This window comes from Pseudomonas sp. IT-P44 (assembly GCF_949768225.1).
GTDB classification, from domain to species: Bacteria; Pseudomonadota; Gammaproteobacteria; order Pseudomonadales; family Pseudomonadaceae; genus Aquipseudomonas; species Aquipseudomonas migulae.
In genome coordinates this window covers 11850-28657 of record NZ_CATKQM010000068.1, presented here as the reverse complement: position 1 = coordinate 28657, position 16808 = coordinate 11850, and the positions used below count along the sequence as shown (strand labels likewise).

The following is a 16808-nucleotide window of genomic DNA, read 5'->3' as shown; positions in this document are numbered from 1 at the left end:
TTCGCCGGCAAGCCCGGCTCCTACAGGACCTTTGTCTGGCCCGAAACCTGTAGGAGCACGGCTTGCCGGCGAAGGCGTCCTCAAGGCATTACAGGGCTGTCGATCTGTTCCAGCATCCACTTCACAAAATCCCGCACCTTCGGCACTTCCGCCGAATGCTCCGGGTACGCCAGGTAATAGGCGTCGGAACTGGGCATTGCATGCTGCCAGGGAATGACCAGTTTGCCGTCGGCCAATTCCTCTTCCACCAGAAACCGCGGTAACAACGCCACGCCGCAGCCGACCTGTGCGGCGCGAATGCACATATAAAAGGTTTCGAAGCGCGGGCCGTGGTAGCTGTGTTCGGTGTGGTAACCCTGGCTGTCGAACCAGTCGTGCCAGGCCTGCGGCCGGGAGGCGTTTTGCAGCAGGACCAGGTCGGTGAGTTGCGTCGGATCGGTGAACGGCGTGGCCGGCAGGCTGCTCGGCGCACATACCGGAACAAGCTCTTCGCCGAACAGCTTCAGGCATTCGGTGCGGGGCCGTGAGCCCTGGCCGAAATAGAACGCCAGATCGCTGCGACCTTGCAGCAGGTCATCGGCTTCCTGCTCGCTGCACAGGTCCAGATGAATCGACGGATGGCGCAGTCGCCAGCCCTTCAAACGGGGGACCAGCCAGCGGGCGCCGAACGTCGGAGGCGTCGAGACGCGCAGGACTTCGGTCTCACCGCCGTAGGAACGCAGGTAATGGGTCGACATCTCGACTTGCGTGAGGATTTTTCGTACCTCAACCAGATACAAATCACCGGCCGGGGTCATTTGCAGGCGTCGGCGCACCCGCCGGAACAACAGGTGCTGCAACAATTCTTCGAGTTGCGCGACCTGTTTGCTGACGGCGCTCTGGGTCAGGTTCAGCTCTTCGGCGGCCCGCGTGAAGCTCAAATGCCGGGTCACGGCCTCGAAACACTGCAGCGCGGTGATCGACGGCAGGTAGCGTTTATTCAGCATGGGTTGTCCTTTTTTCTTGTTTCTTGCTGACCAGCAATTCGCAGCATGAATAAACGGAATGATATCTCTCTTAAAGGTCGTTTGTTGGGTAACCTCCGGCGAGCTAAAACTACAGGTCTGATCAGCCGTGATATTCCGGCTGCACGTTTTCTGTTTTAGCTCGAGGAGTGACCCATGGTTGCCGCATTGCTTGATCGTCTTGGTGTGAACCCGGCCCTGTACCAGAACGGCAAAGTGCCGGTGCATTCGCCGATCGATGGCAGCAAGATCGCCTCTGTGAACTGGGAAGGCGCCGCTGAAGTCGAGCAGCACATCAGTCGCGCAGATCATGCGTTCGAATTGTGGCGCAAGGTCCCGGCCCCGCGCCGTGGCGAGCTGGTGCGTCAACTGGGCGACATCCTGCGCGAATACAAGGCCGACCTCGGCGAGCTGGTGTCCTGGGAAGCGGGCAAGATCACTCAGGAAGGCCTGGGTGAAGTTCAGGAGATGATCGACATCTGCGACTTCGCCGTCGGTCTGTCCCGTCAACTGTACGGCTTGACCATCGCCTCCGAGCGTCCAGGCCACCACATGCGCGAAACCTGGCACCCGCTGGGCGTCGTGGGCGTGATCAGTGCGTTCAACTTCCCGGTCGCGGTCTGGGCCTGGAACACCACGCTGGCGCTGGTCTGCGGCAACCCGGTGATCTGGAAACCGTCGGAGAAAACCCCGTTGACCGCACTGGCCTGCCAGGCGCTGTTCGACCGCGTACTGAAAAACTTCAGCGATGCACCTGCGCACCTGAGCCAGGTAATCATTGGCGGTCGTGATGCTGGCGAAGCACTGGTCGATGACCCGCGTGTCGCGCTGATCAGCGCCACCGGCAGCACCCGCATGGGCCGCGAAGTGGCACCGAAAATCGCCGCACGTTTCGCCCGCAGCATTCTTGAACTGGGTGGCAACAACGCCATGATCCTCGGCCCAAGCGCAGACCTGGACATGGCCGTTCGCGCCATCCTGTTCAGCGCCGTCGGCACTGCCGGTCAGCGCTGCACCACGTTGCGTCGCCTGATCGCTCACGAATCGGTGAAAGAAGAGATCGTCACCCGCCTGAAAGCCGCGTACTCGAAAGTGCGTATCGGCAACCCGCTGGAAGGCAACCTGATCGGCCCGCTGATCGACAAGCACAGCTTCGACAACATGCAGGATGCGCTGGAACAGGCCCTGAGCGAGGGCGGCCGGGTCTTCGGCGGCAAACGTCAGCTGGAAGACAAATACCCGAACGCTTACTACGTCTCGCCGGCCATTGTTGAAATGCCGGAGCAGAGCGACGTGGTCTGCCACGAAACCTTCGCGCCGATTCTTTATGTGATCGGCTACAAAGACTTCGACGAAGCCCTGCGTTTGAACAATGCCGTGCCACAAGGCCTGTCCTCGTGCATCTTCACCACTGACGTGCGTGAAGCCGAGCAATTCATGTCGGCAGTGGGCAGCGACTGCGGCATCGCCAACGTCAACATCGGCCCGAGCGGCGCGGAAATCGGCGGCGCGTTTGGTGGCGAGAAAGAAACCGGCGGTGGTCGTGAGTCGGGCTCCGATGCCTGGCGCGGGTACATGCGCCGCCAGACCAACACCGTGAACTACTCGCTGGAGTTGCCGTTGGCGCAGGGCATTACGTTCGACTGATGGGCCCCTTCGCGGGCAAGCCTCGCTCCTACACAGGATCACTCAACACCTGTAGGAGCGAGCGGGCGGCGATCCGACTTGCCCGCGAAGCTTTTGCTTTGTTGTTTGTTAGGTTTCTGTTGGAGTCTGGCAATGCCGTTACGCGAAGAGTGTCTGTGGGAAAAACTGACGCCGCAAAGGCCCGACAATGCTGCGCTCAAGGGCGAAGTAACGGTCGATGTCTGCGTCATCGGTGCCGGGTTCACCGGTCTGTCGGCGGCGGTGCATCTGCTGGAACAAGGCAAGACGGTGTGTGTGCTGGAAGCTCATCGTGCCGGTCATGGCGGTTCGGGGCGCAACGTCGGGCTGGTCAACGCCGGCATGTGGATTCCACCGGACGAGATCGAAGCCGGGTTCGGCGAAGCGGTGGGCAGTCAGCTCAATCGCATGCTGGGTGCCGCGCCGTCCCTGGTGTTCAGCCTGGTCGACAAATACAACATCGATTGCCAGTTACGCCGCGAAGGCACGTTGCACATGGCGCACAACGCCCGTGGCGAAGCGGATTTGCGCAGTCGTGAAGAACAATGGAAACGTCGCGGCGCCCCGGTGGAACTGCTGACCGGTCAAGCCTGCGAACAAGCAACCGGCACCAAAAAGATCGCCGCCGCGTTGCTCGACAAGCGTGCCGGCACGATCAACCCGATGGCTTACACCACGGGGCTGGCCAAGGCGGCCATCGGCCTTGGTGGTCGGCTGTTCGATCATTCTCCCGTGACCAGGCTCGAACGTCAGGGCCAGCGTTGGTCGGTGCAAACGGCGCAGGGTTCGGTGCTTGCCGAGCAAGTCGTGATTGCATCCAACGCTTACACCGAAGGTGACTGGACGGAATTGCGGCGCAATTTCTTCCCCGGTTATTACTATCAAGTGGCCTCGGTGCCGCTGACTGACGACGCCGCGCAGCAAATCCTCCCGGGTGGCCAGGGTTCGTGGGACACCCGGCAGGTGCTCAGCAGTATTCGTCGCGACAAAGACGGTCGCCTGTTACTCGGCAGTCTGGGTAATGGCAATCAGAAGCCGACCTGGTTCCTCAAGGCTTGGGCCGACCGGGTTCAGCAGCACTATTTTCCGTACCTCAAACAGGTGGAATGGGAGTGCACCTGGACCGGTTGCATCGCATTTACTCCCGATCATTTGATGCGTCTGTTCGAACCGGCGCCCGGTTTAGTGGCAGTCACCGGTTACAACGGTCGGGGCGTGACCACGGGGACCGTCGTCGGCAAAGCCTTTGCCGATTATTTGTGTAACGGAAATCCTCAGGCGCTGCCGATTCCCTTCGCACCCATGCAGCCACTGGCGGGGGTGGGGCTGCGTAGCTGTCTATATGAGGCGGGGTTTTCGCTGTATCACGCGGGCCAGTGCCTGCGGATCGTGATTTGATTGTTGAAATTTGTTGCTGGAAGCGGCGCTTTTCGGCGCAGCGGCTAGCCTGTAAAAGGTGCGGGTTGTAGCAGTACCGCACCAGCAGTGTGCACTTCGGTGACGCACGTTGTTACAGGCTGGTTGCACGTCGTTTGGCGCCGCGGTTGCAATGATGGCGCGCGTGGGTTGCGCCTTAAAAAATAAATGGTTTCACCTTCCGCGGTTTAGACGGTTGCACGCCCAATGAAAATGGGCTCGAAACAGTCGAAATAACAATAAAGCAGCGACTTTTTTCAGAATAAAAAACCGATGGCACGGCCCTTGCTCTGAGCATTCAGTGAAGTCGCAGTGCCAACTAAAAAAAAACCTTGGAGCACCACCTCATGTCCCAGACGTTTTACAAGAAAGGCTTTCTGGCCCTCGCAGTGGCAGCTGCGCTGGGTGTTTCTGCGTTTGCACAGGCTGACGTAAAAATCGGTGTTGCGGGTCCTATGACAGGCGCCAACGCAGCATTTGGCGAGCAGTACATGAAGGGTGCACAGGCAGCAGCCGACGCAATCAACGCGTCGGGCGGCGTCAACGGGGAAAAAATCGTACTGGTCAAGGGCGATGACGCCTGCGAACCGAAACAGGCTGTGACGGTCGCCAAGGACCTGACCAACCAGAAAGTGGCAGGCGTGGTTGGTCACTTCTGCTCCTCGTCGACCATCCCGGCCTCCGAGATCTACGACGAAGCAGGCATCATCGCAATCACTCCGGGTTCCACCAACCCACAGGTGACCGAGCGTGGCCTGAGCGCCATGTTCCGTATGTGCGGTCGTGACGACCAGCAGGGCATCGTTGCCGGCGACTACATCGTCGACGTGCTCAAGGGCAAGAAAGTCGTGGTTCTGCACGACAAAGACACCTACGGCCAAGGTCTGGCCGACGCCACCAAGGCTCAACTGGCCAAGCGCGGCGTAACGCCGGTTCTGTACGAAGGCCTGACCCGCGGCGAGAAAGACTTCAGCGCCGTGGTAACCAAGATCCGTGCAGCCGGTGCCGATGTCGTCTATTTCGGCGGCCTGCACCCGGAAGCTGGTCCACTGGTTCGCCAACTGCGTGAACAAGGCCTCAAGGACGTCAAATTCATGTCCGATGACGGCATCGTTACTGACGAACTCGTGACCACCGCCGGTGGCCCGCAGAACGTTGATGGCGTGTACATGACCTTCGGTGCCGACCCACGCCTGCTGCCAGACAGCAAAACCGTGGTAGACACCTTCCGCAAAGCCGGCACCGAGCCAGAAGGCTACACCCTGTACGCCTACGCTTCGGTTCAGACCCTGGCGGCTGCTTTCAACGGCGCCAAGTCCAACAGCGGCGAAAAAGCGGCTGAGTGGCTGAAGAAAAACCCGGTTAAAACCGTGATGGGCGAAAAGACCTGGGACGCCAAGGGCGACCTGAAAGTCTCCGACTACGTGGTTTATCAGTGGGACAAGGATGGCAAATACCACCAACTGGAAAAACAGAAGTGATATGAGCTGTTGATCTGCCCGGCGCCTTGAGCGCCGGGCAATCGAAGAACATGTCCGTGCAGTACCTGTCTTTTCTCGTAGAGCTGCACACAACCGTGTTGCGCGGGTGGCTGAACCCCGGTCCGTCGCACCTCGCTTCTGTGCAGTCTCTCAAATGCGTGAGATTGCGTTATGGATGGTATTTTCCTGCAGCAACTGGTCAACGGCCTGACCCTCGGGTCGGTCTATGGCCTGATCGCCATCGGCTACACAATGGTCTATGGCATCATCGGCATGATCAACTTCGCCCACGGCGAGGTTTACATGATTTCCGCTTACCTCGCGGCAATCAGTCTGGCTCTGCTGGCATACTTCGGTATTGAATCCTTCCCTCTGCTGATGCTTGGCACACTGGTCTTCACCATCATCGTCACAGCGGTCTATGGCTGGGTCATCGAGCGTGTCGCCTACAAACCCCTGCGTAACTCCACCCGACTGGCACCGCTGATCAGCGCCATCGGTATTTCGCTGATCCTGCAAAACTATGCACAGATCGCACAGGGCGCGCGTCAACAAGGCGTACCGACCCTGCTGACCGGTGCATGGCGAGTGGAAGTCGGAAGCGGCTTCGTCCAGCTCACCTACACCAAGATCTTCATCCTGGTTGCCGCATTCGCCGGCATGGCCCTGCTGACCTACGTCATCAAGTACACCAAGCTCGGCCGCATGTGCCGCGCCACCCAGCAAGACCGCAAGATGGCCTCCATCCTTGGGATCAACACCGACCGCGTCATTTCCTACGTGTTCATCATCGGTGCGGCAATGGCGGCCCTGGCCGGCGTGCTGATCACCATGAACTACGGCACGTTCGACTTCTACGCAGGCTTCGTCATCGGCATCAAGGCGTTCACCGCAGCGGTACTCGGCGGGATCGGCTCGCTGCCTGGCGCGATGCTCGGCGGGATCATCCTCGGGATTTCCGAGTCGCTGTTCTCGGGTCTGGTCAACTCGGACTACAAAGACGTTTTCAGCTTCTCGCTGCTCGTTCTCGTTCTGGTCTTTCGGCCCCAAGGCCTGCTCGGCCGTCCTCTTGTGTCGAAGGTGTAAGCGATGTCTTCAACCACTAAAAAAACCATTGATCTCAAAAGAAGCCTGGTTGACGCGATTCTTGCCGGTCTTGTCGCCCTCATCGTGTTCGGCCCGATTGTTGGCATAGTCCTCGACGGCTATGGCTTCAATCTGGAAACGACCCGAGTGGCGTGGATTGTCGCCATTGTCATGGCCGGCCGCTTTGCCTTGAGCCTGTTCCTGCAAACGCCGAAAGGCCTGAGAATTCTCGAAGGCTTTGAAACCACCGGTTCGGGGGTTCATGTACTGGCACCCGATTACAAATCCCGGCTGCGCTGGATCATCCCGCTGATGATCGTCATCGCCGTGGTGTTCCCGTTTTTCTCCAACTCCTACCTGCTGGGCGTGGTCATCCTCGGGTTGATCTACGTGCTGCTCGGGCTTGGTCTGAACATCGTGGTTGGCCTGGCCGGCCTGCTCGACCTCGGTTACGTGGCGTTCTACGCCATCGGCGCCTATGGGTTGGCACTCGGTTATCAATACCTGGGGCTGGGTTTCTGGACGGTGCTGCCACTGGCGGCGATCACGGCGGGGCTGGCCGGTTGCATCCTCGGTTTCCCGGTATTGCGCCTGCACGGTGACTACCTGGCGATCGTGACCCTGGGCTTCGGTGAAATCATCCGCTTGATCCTCAATAACTGGCTGACCCTGACCGGTGGCCCGAACGGTATGCCGGCGCCCCTGCCAACCTTCTTCGGCCTCGAGTTCGGCAAAAGGGCGAAGGACGGTGGTGTTCCGTTCCACGAGTTTTTCGGCATCGCCTATAACCCCGACGTGAAGTACTACTTCATCTACGCGGTATTGTTCCTGGTCGTGCTGGCCGTGCTGTACATCAAGCACCGTTTGACTCGCATGCCGGTTGGTCGCGCATGGGAAGCCTTGCGTGAAGATGAAATCGCCTGCCGTTCCATGGGTTTGAACCATGTGCTGGTCAAGCTTTCGGCGTTCACCATCGGTGCGTCGACGGCCGGCCTCGCTGGCGTGTTCTTCGCCACCTACCAGGGCTTCGTCAACCCGACCTCGTTCACCTTCTTTGAATCGGCCCTGATCCTCGCCATCGTGGTACTCGGCGGCATGGGCTCGACCATCGGCGTGGTTATCGCAGCCTTCGTGCTGACGGTGGCCCCGGAACTGCTGCGTGGCTTCGCGGAATACCGCGTGCTGCTGTTCGGCATCCTGATGGTGTTGATGATGATCTGGCGACCGCGCGGCCTGATTCGGATCAGCCGTACCGGTGTGACCCCGCGTAAAGGAGTAGCGCCATGAGCGAAGTCGTACTCTCGGTCGAGAAGCTGATGATGCACTTCGGCGGCATCAAGGCGTTGAACGATGTCAGCCTGAAGGTCAAGCGCAACTCGATCTTCGCCCTGATCGGCCCCAACGGCGCCGGCAAGACCACCGTGTTCAACTGCCTGACCGGGTTCTACAAGGCCTCGGGCGGCAAGATCGAACTCAACGTGCGCGGCGAGCGCACCGATGTCATCAAAATGCTCGGTGAACCGTTCAAGGCGACTGATTTTGTATCGCCGAAAAACTTCATCAGCCGGCTCCATTACAAGATGTTCGGCGGCACTCACCTGGTGAACCGTGCCGGCCTGGCGCGGACCTTCCAGAACATTCGCCTGTTCAAGGAAATGTCGGTGCTGGAAAACCTGCTGGTGGCCCAACACATGTGGGTCAACCGCAGCATGCTCGCGGGCATCCTCAATACCAAGGGCTATCGCAAGGCTGAAAGCGATGCGCTGGACCACGCCTTCTACTGGCTGGAAGTGGTGGACCTGGTGGATTGCGCCAACCGTCTGGCCGGTGAGTTGTCCTACGGCCAGCAGCGTCGTCTGGAGATTGCGCGGGCCATGTGCACCCGGCCGCAGATCATCTGCCTCGACGAACCGGCCGCCGGCCTCAACCCTCAGGAAACCGAAGCGCTGAGCGCGATGATCCGGCTGCTGCGCGACGAGCACGATCTGACCGTGGTGCTGATCGAACACGACATGGGCATGGTTATGAGCATTTCCGACCACATCGTGGTGCTGGACCACGGCGTCGTCATCGCCGAGGGTGGCCCCGAGGCGATTCGCAACGATCCGAAAGTGATTGCAGCCTACCTGGGCGCCGATGAAGAGGAGGTGGTGCTATGAGCAAACCGATCCTCGAACTCAAAGACCTGGACGTGTTTTACGGCCCGATCCAGGCCCTGAAAAAAGTCTCGATGCACATCAACGAAGGGGAGACCGTCAGCCTCATCGGTTCCAACGGCGCGGGCAAGTCGACCCTGCTGATGTCGATCTTCGGCCAGCCGCGCGCGGCAGACGGGCAGATCATCTATCAGGGCGTGGACATCACCCATAAGTCGTCGCACTACATTGCGTCCAACGGCATTGCACAATCACCGGAAGGCCGGCGCGTGTTCCCCGACATGACCGTCGAGGAAAACCTGCAGATGGGCACCATCCCGATTGGTGACAAGTACGCCAAGGAAGACATGCAACGCATGTTCGCGCTGTTTCCGCGTCTCGAAGAGCGGCGGACCCAGCGGGCCATGACCATGTCCGGCGGCGAACAGCAAATGCTCGCCATTGCCCGTGCGTTGATGAGCCGGCCGAAACTGCTGTTGCTCGATGAGCCGAGCCTGGGGCTCGCGCCGATTGTGGTGAAACAGATCTTTGCCACCCTGCGGGAACTGGCCAAGACCGGCATGACTATCTTTCTGGTCGAGCAGAACGCCAACCACGCCCTGCGGTTGTCGGATCGGGCATACGTGATGGTCAACGGCGAGATCCGCCTCAGTGGCACCGGCAAGGAGCTGCTGGTGAACGAAGAGGTGCGTAACGCTTATCTCGGCGGGCATTGAGTCCTGTTGAAATACCCAAAGCCCCGACGAGCAATCGTCGGGGCTTTTTTACGCCTCCAATACACCGCAAATCCCTTGTGGGAGCGGGCTTGCTCGCGAAGGCGGTGTTTCAGTCACGTTGATGCCAGATGTGCCACCGCCTTCGCGAGCAAGCCCGCTCCCACAAAGTTGTCGGTGAATTGTGGAAAACAAATTTGCCAAGCTCTCAAAGCGCGACATAAAGCCGCTGCAAATAGTTGTTTTGTCACGGTTTTGACTTGTCCCCGTTTGCTGTGGAACTGGCTGTGAATAACGTGGGAGTAGCTGGCTGAGAGCCGTTTAAATCGTGGCTTGCAGCGATGTGGTTGTTTTTTGATCAGGCGTTTTTGCCGGGCTTCAGGTCAGCGTTGTCAACCTTTTTATTGGTTGCGAAAGTGGCCTCAAACACACGAGGGAAGCCTGTGGATAAGTCTGTGGTTAAACTCTGGAAAGACTCGGCTAAGGGCCGTAGTTACTGGCTTGGCGCCATCGTTGGTTAACCCGGTCAATCGTGCAAAACGCCTTGGGCTACACAGCCAGCACTTCAGGGTCAAGCGAAAAACTTTATGATCTGCCCGCAAAGCCTTGTGCACAGCGGCTTCCAGCTTTTTCACTTGCCCCCGGAAACTGTGGACCGGCCTGTGGATAACGTGCGCGTACATAGCTACAGGCCACGGTGTATATGGCGTTGCTCGCGTTGGTTGTTTTTCGTACAGATTTTCTGATAGTTGCCGCTGTCGGCAAGGCCGGGCATGCTGCCAGCTGATTTTCTAATCCAATGGCGGCCCGTCGGCCGAAGCAAGGAGAACACGATGTCCAACACCCTGTTTATTACCGGCGCGACTTCCGGTTTTGGCGAAGCCTGTGCCCGTCGTTTTGCCGAGGCTGGCTGGAAACTGGTGCTGACAGGTCGTCGTGAAGAGCGCCTCAATGCCTTGTGCGCCGAGTTGTCGAAGCAGACCGAGGTCCATGCCCTGGTGCTCGACGTGCGTGATCGCAAGGCCATGGAGGAGGCGATCGCCAACCTGCCACCATCCTTCGCCAAGCTGCGCGGGTTGATCAACAACGCTGGCCTGGCGCTCGGCGTGGATCCGGCGCCGAAGTGCGATCTTGATGATTGGGACACCATGGTCGACACCAACATCAAGGGCCTGATGTACAGCACTCGCCTGCTGTTGCCGCGTTTGATCGCCCATGGCCGTGGCGCCGGCATCATCAACCTCGGTTCCATTGCCGGCAACTACCCGTATCCGGGCAGCCACGTGTATGGCGCGAGCAAGGCCTTCGTCAAACAGTTCTCCCTGAACCTGCGCTGCGACCTGCAAGGCACGGGCGTTCGCGTCAGCAACATCGAGCCGGGCCTGTGTGAGAGTGAGTTCTCGCTGGTGCGCTTTGCCGGTGACCAGGAGCGTTACAACGCGACCTACGCCGGTGCCGAGGCGATCCAGCCGCAAGACATCGCCGAGACCATTTTCTGGGTGCTCAATGCGCCGGCGCACATCAACATCAACAGCCTCGAGTTGATGCCGGTGAGCCAGACCTGGGCCGGGTTTGCGATTGAGCGTAACAAGGGGTAAGACTGCGTAACGTCCATTCGCGGGCAAGCCTCGCTCCTACAGGTCTATGCAAAACCTGTAGGAGCGAGCGGTGCGGCGGTCCGACTTGCCCGCGAATACGATCTATTTGTCAACGAAGATAGTCGACCAACCCGCGATAGCAGGTCGCCAAGTGATAAGGCGTAGTCGACGGCATATCCTGCCGGCTCACTTCACCGTTCTCGTCACGACACTCATACCAGCCGCGCCCATGCAGAGAACGCTGTTGCAGCGCCTGCAACTGGTGCAATACCGATGCCCCGCTGTCCGGGCGCAGCGTCAACGCACGCAAGTATTCAGCCTGAGCCCAGATGCGTTGGGTGGCATCTTTCGAATGCCCGTCGAGCGTGAGCATCGCGCGCACGGCGCCACTCGATTGATCGACGCCCAGTTGCTCGGTGAACGCAAAGGCGCGCTCCACAGAGGCGTGCAGTTTCGAACCGCGCAACAGCGGCGAAGACTCCAGCAGGAAATACCATTCGAACTGGTGTCCCGGTTCAAACCAGTTATCCACAGACCCCAGCGGTTTTTCCATCAGCACACTGTGTTGCGGATCGATAAAGCGTTGTTGCATGGCTGTGCATAACTCGACGAGCGCACGCTGCACGGCGAGGTCTTCACGCACTGAAAGCGTGGCAAGAAATGCTTCGGCGAGGTGCATCAGCGGGTTTTGCAGCGGCCCGGTGTTCAGCAACGACCAATCACGCTCAAGGCCGGCTTCATACAAGCCGTCGCCCGAACTGAAGCGCTGATCAAGCACTTCCAGCACCGCGTTGAGCACCGACTCCACCAGCGGTTCGCGAACCTTGTCCCAGTAATGGGCGCAGGCGAAGAGGATGAAGGCGTGAGTGTAGAGATCTTTGCGCTGATCCAGCGGCGCGCCCTGCGGGTCGATGCTGTAGAACCAGCCACCGTGTTCGGCATCGTGGAAATGTTGCTGCAACGAGCGGAACAACGCAGCCGCACGCTCTTTCGCGCCCGGCACCTGGCCGATCAGGCTGGAAAACAGATACAGCTGCCGCGCGCAGGCCATGGCCCGGTAGCGTTGCGGTGGCAAGGGATGATGCTCGGCATCCAGTGCTTCGTAGGGCAGCGCCAGTTCGGCATTCCAGCCGGGGCCTTGCCAGAGGGGCACGATCACGTCCTGGAAATGCTGTTGCACCGCGGCAAACAGAGCGGTCAATTCAGGCTGGGAAGCGGAGCGGGGAGCATGAGGCATTGGCTGGCGTCGTCACGGCAGGGTCGAATGCGCGACATGTTATCAGGCCTGAGAGATGTGGTGTCTGTCAGGCCTCTTCGCGGGCAAGCCTCGCTCCTACAGGAAGAGGCTATTACCGGCAAAACCAAATCAACCCGCCAACAACCACACACCGGTCGCTGCCGACGCCGCGCCCGCCAGACGAACCAGAGGTGCCGCTGCTTGCGGCAACACGCGAACCAGCGCATAACCCGCCGCATGCAACGCCGCCGTTGCCGCCACAAACCCTGCGGCATAGGCCCAAGGGCTCGACATGTCCGGCAATTCCAGCCCATGCGCCACGCCATGGAACAACGCAAACAACGCCGTCGCACCCACCGCCACGCTCAGTGGCGGACGTACCGCCAGCGCCACCGCCAGCCCCAGCGCCAGTACCGACGCCGCAATCCCGCTTTCCAGCGCTGGCAGGTTCAGCCCTTCAAAACCGAGCAGGCCGCCGATCAGCATGGTGCCAACGAACGTGCACGGCAGCGCCCAGCGTGCAGCGCCTTTCTGCTGTGCCGCCCACAGCCCGACGGCAACCATCGCCAGCAAGTGATCAAGGCCGCCAATCGGGTGGCTGATGCCGGCGATCAAGCCATTGTCGCCGTGACCGGGGTGGGCGAAGGCGATGGCCGGAGTCAGCAGCAGGGCCATGGCGCCCAGGATGCGTTTAAGTGTCATGGATAAGCTTCCTTGTTGATAAGTTTGATCGTGATCAGGCAGCGGTCAGCAGGCCCTGGCGCTCGATGAACGCGATGATTTCTTCCAGGCCCAGCCCGGTTTTCTGGTTGCTGAAGACAAACGGTTTGCCGTTGCGCATGCGCTTCGTGTCGCTGTCCATCATCGAAAGCGACGCGCCTACCAGCGGTGCGAGGTCGACTTTGTTGATCACCAGCAGGTCGGATTTGCAGATCCCCGGCCCGCCCTTGCGCGGCAGCTTGTCGCCCGCCGAGACGTCGATTACGTAAATCGTCAGGTCGGACAATTCCGGGCTGAACGTGGCCGAAAGGTTGTCGCCTCCGGACTCCACCAGAATCAGATCCAGCCCCGGAAAGCGTCGGTTCAGTTGATCCACGGCTTCGAGGTTGATCGAGGCGTCTTCGCGGATCGCCGTGTGCGGGCAGCCGCCGGTTTCCACGCCGATGATCCGTTCCGGCGCCAGGGCCTGGTTGCGCACCAGAAAATCGGCGTCTTCGCGGGTGTAGATGTCGTTGGTCACGACCGCCAGGTTGTAGCGCTCGCGCAACGCCAGGCACAGGGCCAGCGTCAGGGCGGTTTTGCCGGAACCGACCGGGCCGCCGATGCCGACGCGCAGAGGTTGTGTGTTCATGTGATTCTCCAAAATAACAGGCCCTAGGAACGGAACAGACGGCTGTACTGGCGCTCATGGGCCATGCACGCCAGGGACAGGCCGAAAGCGGCGCTGCCATAGTGGTCGGGGTTGATTCGGGTGGCGTCCTGCTGGGCTTGTTGCAGCAGCGGCAGCAGTTCACTGGTCAGGCGTTGCGCGGCTTGCTGGCCTAGCGGCAGGGTTTTCATCAGCACCGCCAACTGGTTTTCCAGCCAGCTCCAGAGCCACGCGGCCAGCGCGTCTTGCGGGCTGATGTGCCAGGCGCGTGCGGCCAGCGCCCAGCCGAGGGCCAGGTGCGGTTCGGGGCGTTGTTCGAGAAAGGCGCGGGCCGGTGCATCGAGTTCCGGCAAACCGTTGAGCAGTTGCTGTAAGGAGTAGCCCATCTGTCGGCTCTCCTGATGCAACTCGCGGGTTTCCCGGCTGGCGCGGTGTTCTTCGCAGCGTTGCAGCAGTTCGGCCCAGTTTTCTGCGGCGGCGGCCACGCAGTGGGCGAGCAGCAGCGGCGCCTCGAAGCGTGCCAGGTTCAGTAGCAATTGATCGCTGATCCAGCGACGGGCGCTGTCGGAATCATTCACCCGGCCGTTATCCACCGCCATTTCCAGACCTTGGGAATAGCTGTAGCCGCCAATCGGCAGTTGCGGACTGGCCAGGCGCAACAGCGCCCAGGCCGGGTTCATTGGCGCACGCCGAACTGATGCAGTTTCGGCGGGTAGTTGAAGTCTTCGTCGCCATGACGAGAGTGGTGATGGCCACCGCCATAGGCGCCGTGCTCCGGCTGGAACGGTGCTTCGATGTTTTCGACCTTGGCTTCAAGTTGTTCGAGCATGGCCTTGAGCACGTAGTCGTCGAGCAGGCGCAACCAGCCATCACCGACTTGCAGGGCGACGTGGCGATTGCCCAGGTGATAGGCCGCACGGGTCAGTTCGAAGGCGTTGGCGCAGGTGACGTGCAGCAGTTGTTCGGGGCGGGCACAGACGCGGACGATGCGCCCGTCTTCAGCCTGCAGGCATTCGCCATCAGTCAGGGGCGACTGACCGCGCTCCAAAAACAACCCGACGTCTTCACCCTCGGCACTGAAACAGCGCAAACGGGTTTTGCTCCGGGCTTCGAAGGTCAGGTGCAACTCGGCGGCCCAGACGGGTTGAGGCTCGATTCTGCGATGAATCACCAGCATCGGAAAGCTTCCAGCTATGGACAATAGTCAGGCTAGAGCAAGGGGCTTGCCAATCGGCGCAAGTGTAGGAAATGCCTGTCGGCGCATGGATGGCGTTTCAGTTTGTTGCGGCAATTTGGTGCGGGGCTGGGGAAGGCGCACCAAATGACGGCGCAGGGTGTGCTCCAGATTGTTCGCGATCCCGCATTCACCACCCAACCTTGTAGGAGCCGGCTTGCCGGCGATAGCGGTCGACCAGACGACATCTTTATTGGCTGAAGGGCGCCATCGCCAGCAAGCCAGCTCCTACAAAGGAGGTGGTGGTTCAGATGCACCGTGTTGTCTGAATCGCCAGCAAGCCGGCTCCTACAGGAGATCGGCGTGCAGGAGGGTTATTCCGTGCTGCCCAGGCCTTGCCAGTGCTTGAGGCCGATGAAGATAAAGCGCAGCTGCTGAGTGATTTTCGCTTGTGGTGTCAAATGCGCGGGCAACGCCTCGGCCGGCGGATCAATGATTTCCGGCAGGGTCGCAAACACGCTTTTGACGATGAGATCGGCCATGACACTCAGACCGGCGATGTCCAGGTGTTGCAGCTTTGGCATCAGCGACAAATCGGCCGCAAGGTCCGAGCTGATGTCTTCGCGCAAGCGACCGATGGCCAGGCGCACCGGTAGCGAACCGCCGTACTGCTCGCGGGCCAGAAACAGGAATTGCGAACGATTGGCCGACACCACGTCGAGAAAAATCCGCACCGAGGCATCGATGATGCCGCCCATGACGAACTCGTTGTGACGCACCAGGCGGATGGTTTCGCGGAAGGTTTGTCCGACTTCGCTTACCAGCACCAGGCCCAGTTCATCCATATCGGCGAAATGCCGGTAGAAACCGGTGGGGACGATGCCGGCAGTTTTCGCCACTTCGCGCAGGCTCAGGCTGCCGAATCCTCGGCCGCACTCCATCAAATGGCGGGCAGCGTCCATCAAGGCGTTGCGTGTTTGTTGTTTCTGTTCGGCGCGGGGCAGCATCGCAAGGGTGTTTTCTGGACAAGACAGCGGCGCACTCTAGCAAATCGGCTTTGCCGGCGTCGAACGACTATCGGGAGTGATGCGAGGGAATGCGTGGCTTCTATAAAGTCAAAAGCCCAATCCGTGGATTGGGCTTTTTTTCAAGGCCGCCATGGGCTTAGCTCACAGCGCTGTTGCGTTCGATTACGCGGTCACCACCACCTTCAGCCAGGGTTTGGCCTTGTGGGGTACGGTCGGAACCGTCAGCAGCCAGGGTTTGGCCTTGTGGAGTGCGGTCGGAACCATCAGCAGCCAGGGTTTGGCCTTGTGGAGTGCGATCGGAACCATCAGCAGCCAGGGTTTGGCCTTGTGGAGTGCGATCGGAACCGTCAGCAGCCAGGGTTTGGCCTTGTGGAGTGCGGTCGGAACCGTCAGCAGCCAGGGTTTGGCCTTGTGGGGTGCGATCGGAGCCGTCGGCAGCCAGGGTTTGGCCTTGTGGAGTGCGGTCGGAACCGTCAGCAGCCAGGGTTTGACCTTGTGGAGTGCGGTCCGAACCATCTTGAGTGATCAGGCCTTTTTCTTTCAGGCGATCATTACCACCTTCGGCAACGGTTTGACTGAACACCGAGTGGCTGTCTTTCACTTGTGGGGTGGCCTGGTCAGCGGCTGGCAGGGCGAAAGCGGTGCTGGCCAGCATGGAGAGGGTAAGGCTAAACAGTAGTTGGCGTTTCATGATCATGTGCTCCGTGGGAGGGCGGCAAAGTGGGTACGAGGCCAATGCTACTCTCGATAAGTCGATATAAAAGTTCATAAACGCAATGGTAATAATCAACAGAATTGATTGTTCCGTGCGAAGGCTCTAGACCGGGCCTTTCCGGCGGATGTTTTCGCACTGATGTGGGTATTTTCTACTCACGTGCGTC

16 protein-coding genes are annotated in these 16808 nt (G+C 59.9%); 8 read left to right on the top strand and 8 right to left on the bottom strand.

All coding sequences use genetic code 11. From position 1 onward, the window contains the following. Positions 1-80 precede the first annotated feature (80 nt). Positions 81-986 (bottom strand): LysR family transcriptional regulator, encoded by a 906-nt coding sequence (locus ACM6IO_RS25730; protein ID WP_008043152.1) that lies wholly within the window; start codon positions 984-986, stop codon positions 81-83. Positions 987-1160: 174 nt separating this feature from the next. Between ACM6IO_RS25730 and ACM6IO_RS25725 the strand changes: the two genes are divergently transcribed. From ACM6IO_RS25725 to ACM6IO_RS25690, 8 genes are all read left to right on the top strand, one after another. Then, positions 1161-2651: an aldehyde dehydrogenase family protein gene (locus ACM6IO_RS25725; RefSeq protein ID WP_008043154.1), complete on the top strand. Its 1491-nt coding sequence runs from the start codon at positions 1161-1163 to the stop codon at positions 2649-2651. A 132-nt stretch (positions 2652-2783) separates the two neighbouring features. Next, entirely contained in the window at positions 2784-4067 is a 1284-nt protein-coding gene (locus ACM6IO_RS25720; protein ID WP_008035381.1) for an NAD(P)/FAD-dependent oxidoreductase, read from the top strand. 365 nt (positions 4068-4432) lie between these two features. Continuing rightward, a complete protein-coding gene (locus tag ACM6IO_RS25715; protein WP_008035383.1) occupies positions 4433-5566 on the top strand; it encodes a branched-chain amino acid ABC transporter substrate-binding protein in 1134 nt (377 codons plus the stop codon). Positions 5567-5737: 171 nt separating this feature from the next. Beyond that, positions 5738-6652, top strand: a complete 915-nt coding sequence (locus tag ACM6IO_RS25710) for an ABC transporter permease subunit (RefSeq protein ID WP_008035385.1) — start codon at positions 5738-5740, stop codon at positions 6650-6652. A 3-nt stretch (positions 6653-6655) separates the two neighbouring features. After that, on the top strand, positions 6656-7939 hold the full coding sequence (livM, locus tag ACM6IO_RS25705; protein WP_008035387.1) for a high-affinity branched-chain amino acid ABC transporter permease LivM: 1284 nt from the start codon (positions 6656-6658) through the stop codon (positions 7937-7939). Beyond that, positions 7936-8811, top strand: coding sequence for an ABC transporter ATP-binding protein (locus ACM6IO_RS25700; RefSeq protein ID WP_192226937.1), 876 nt, complete (start codon positions 7936-7938; stop codon positions 8809-8811). The genes livM and ACM6IO_RS25700 overlap by 4 nt, the downstream gene beginning before the upstream one ends. Continuing rightward, positions 8808-9524 (top strand): ABC transporter ATP-binding protein, encoded by a 717-nt coding sequence (locus ACM6IO_RS25695; RefSeq protein WP_414912482.1) that lies wholly within the window; start codon positions 8808-8810, stop codon positions 9522-9524. The genes ACM6IO_RS25700 and ACM6IO_RS25695 overlap by 4 nt, the downstream gene beginning before the upstream one ends. An 830-nt stretch (positions 9525-10354) precedes the next feature. Further along, a complete protein-coding gene (locus ACM6IO_RS25690) occupies positions 10355-11119 on the top strand; it encodes an SDR family oxidoreductase (protein WP_008035394.1) in 765 nt (254 codons plus the stop codon). A gap of 109 nt (positions 11120-11228) precedes the next feature. Here the strand turns inward: ACM6IO_RS25690 and ACM6IO_RS25685 are convergent, their stop codons facing one another. The 7 genes from ACM6IO_RS25685 to ACM6IO_RS25655 form a co-directional block, all read right to left on the bottom strand. Next, positions 11229-12356, bottom strand: coding sequence for an AGE family epimerase/isomerase (locus ACM6IO_RS25685; protein WP_414912481.1), 1128 nt, complete (start codon positions 12354-12356; stop codon positions 11229-11231). A gap of 129 nt (positions 12357-12485) precedes the next feature. Continuing rightward, complete coding sequence (locus ACM6IO_RS25680; RefSeq protein WP_192226939.1) at positions 12486-13058, bottom strand: HupE/UreJ family protein; 573 nt, start codon at positions 13056-13058, stop codon at positions 12486-12488. 34 nt (positions 13059-13092) lie between these two features. Beyond that, positions 13093-13707 carry an urease accessory protein UreG gene (gene ureG, locus ACM6IO_RS25675; RefSeq protein ID WP_008035409.1) on the bottom strand — a complete coding sequence of 205 codons (615 nt, stop codon included), beginning with the start codon at positions 13705-13707 and terminating at the stop codon, positions 13093-13095. Positions 13708-13730: 23 nt separating this feature from the next. After that, positions 13731-14405 (bottom strand): urease accessory protein UreF, encoded by a 675-nt coding sequence (locus ACM6IO_RS25670; RefSeq protein ID WP_192419689.1) that lies wholly within the window; start codon positions 14403-14405, stop codon positions 13731-13733. Further along, complete coding sequence (gene ureE, locus ACM6IO_RS25665; protein WP_414912480.1) at positions 14402-14902, bottom strand: urease accessory protein UreE; 501 nt, start codon at positions 14900-14902, stop codon at positions 14402-14404. Before ureE ends, ACM6IO_RS25670 begins: the two co-directional genes overlap by 4 nt. Positions 14903-15273: 371 nt before the next feature. Further along, positions 15274-15906: a TetR family transcriptional regulator gene (locus tag ACM6IO_RS25660; RefSeq protein ID WP_008035416.1), complete on the bottom strand. Its 633-nt coding sequence runs from the start codon at positions 15904-15906 to the stop codon at positions 15274-15276. Positions 15907-16063: 157 nt separating this feature from the next. Further along, positions 16064-16618 (bottom strand): hypothetical protein, encoded by a 555-nt coding sequence (locus tag ACM6IO_RS25655; protein WP_192226941.1) that lies wholly within the window; start codon positions 16616-16618, stop codon positions 16064-16066. Between the last annotated feature and the right edge of the window lie 190 nt (positions 16619-16808).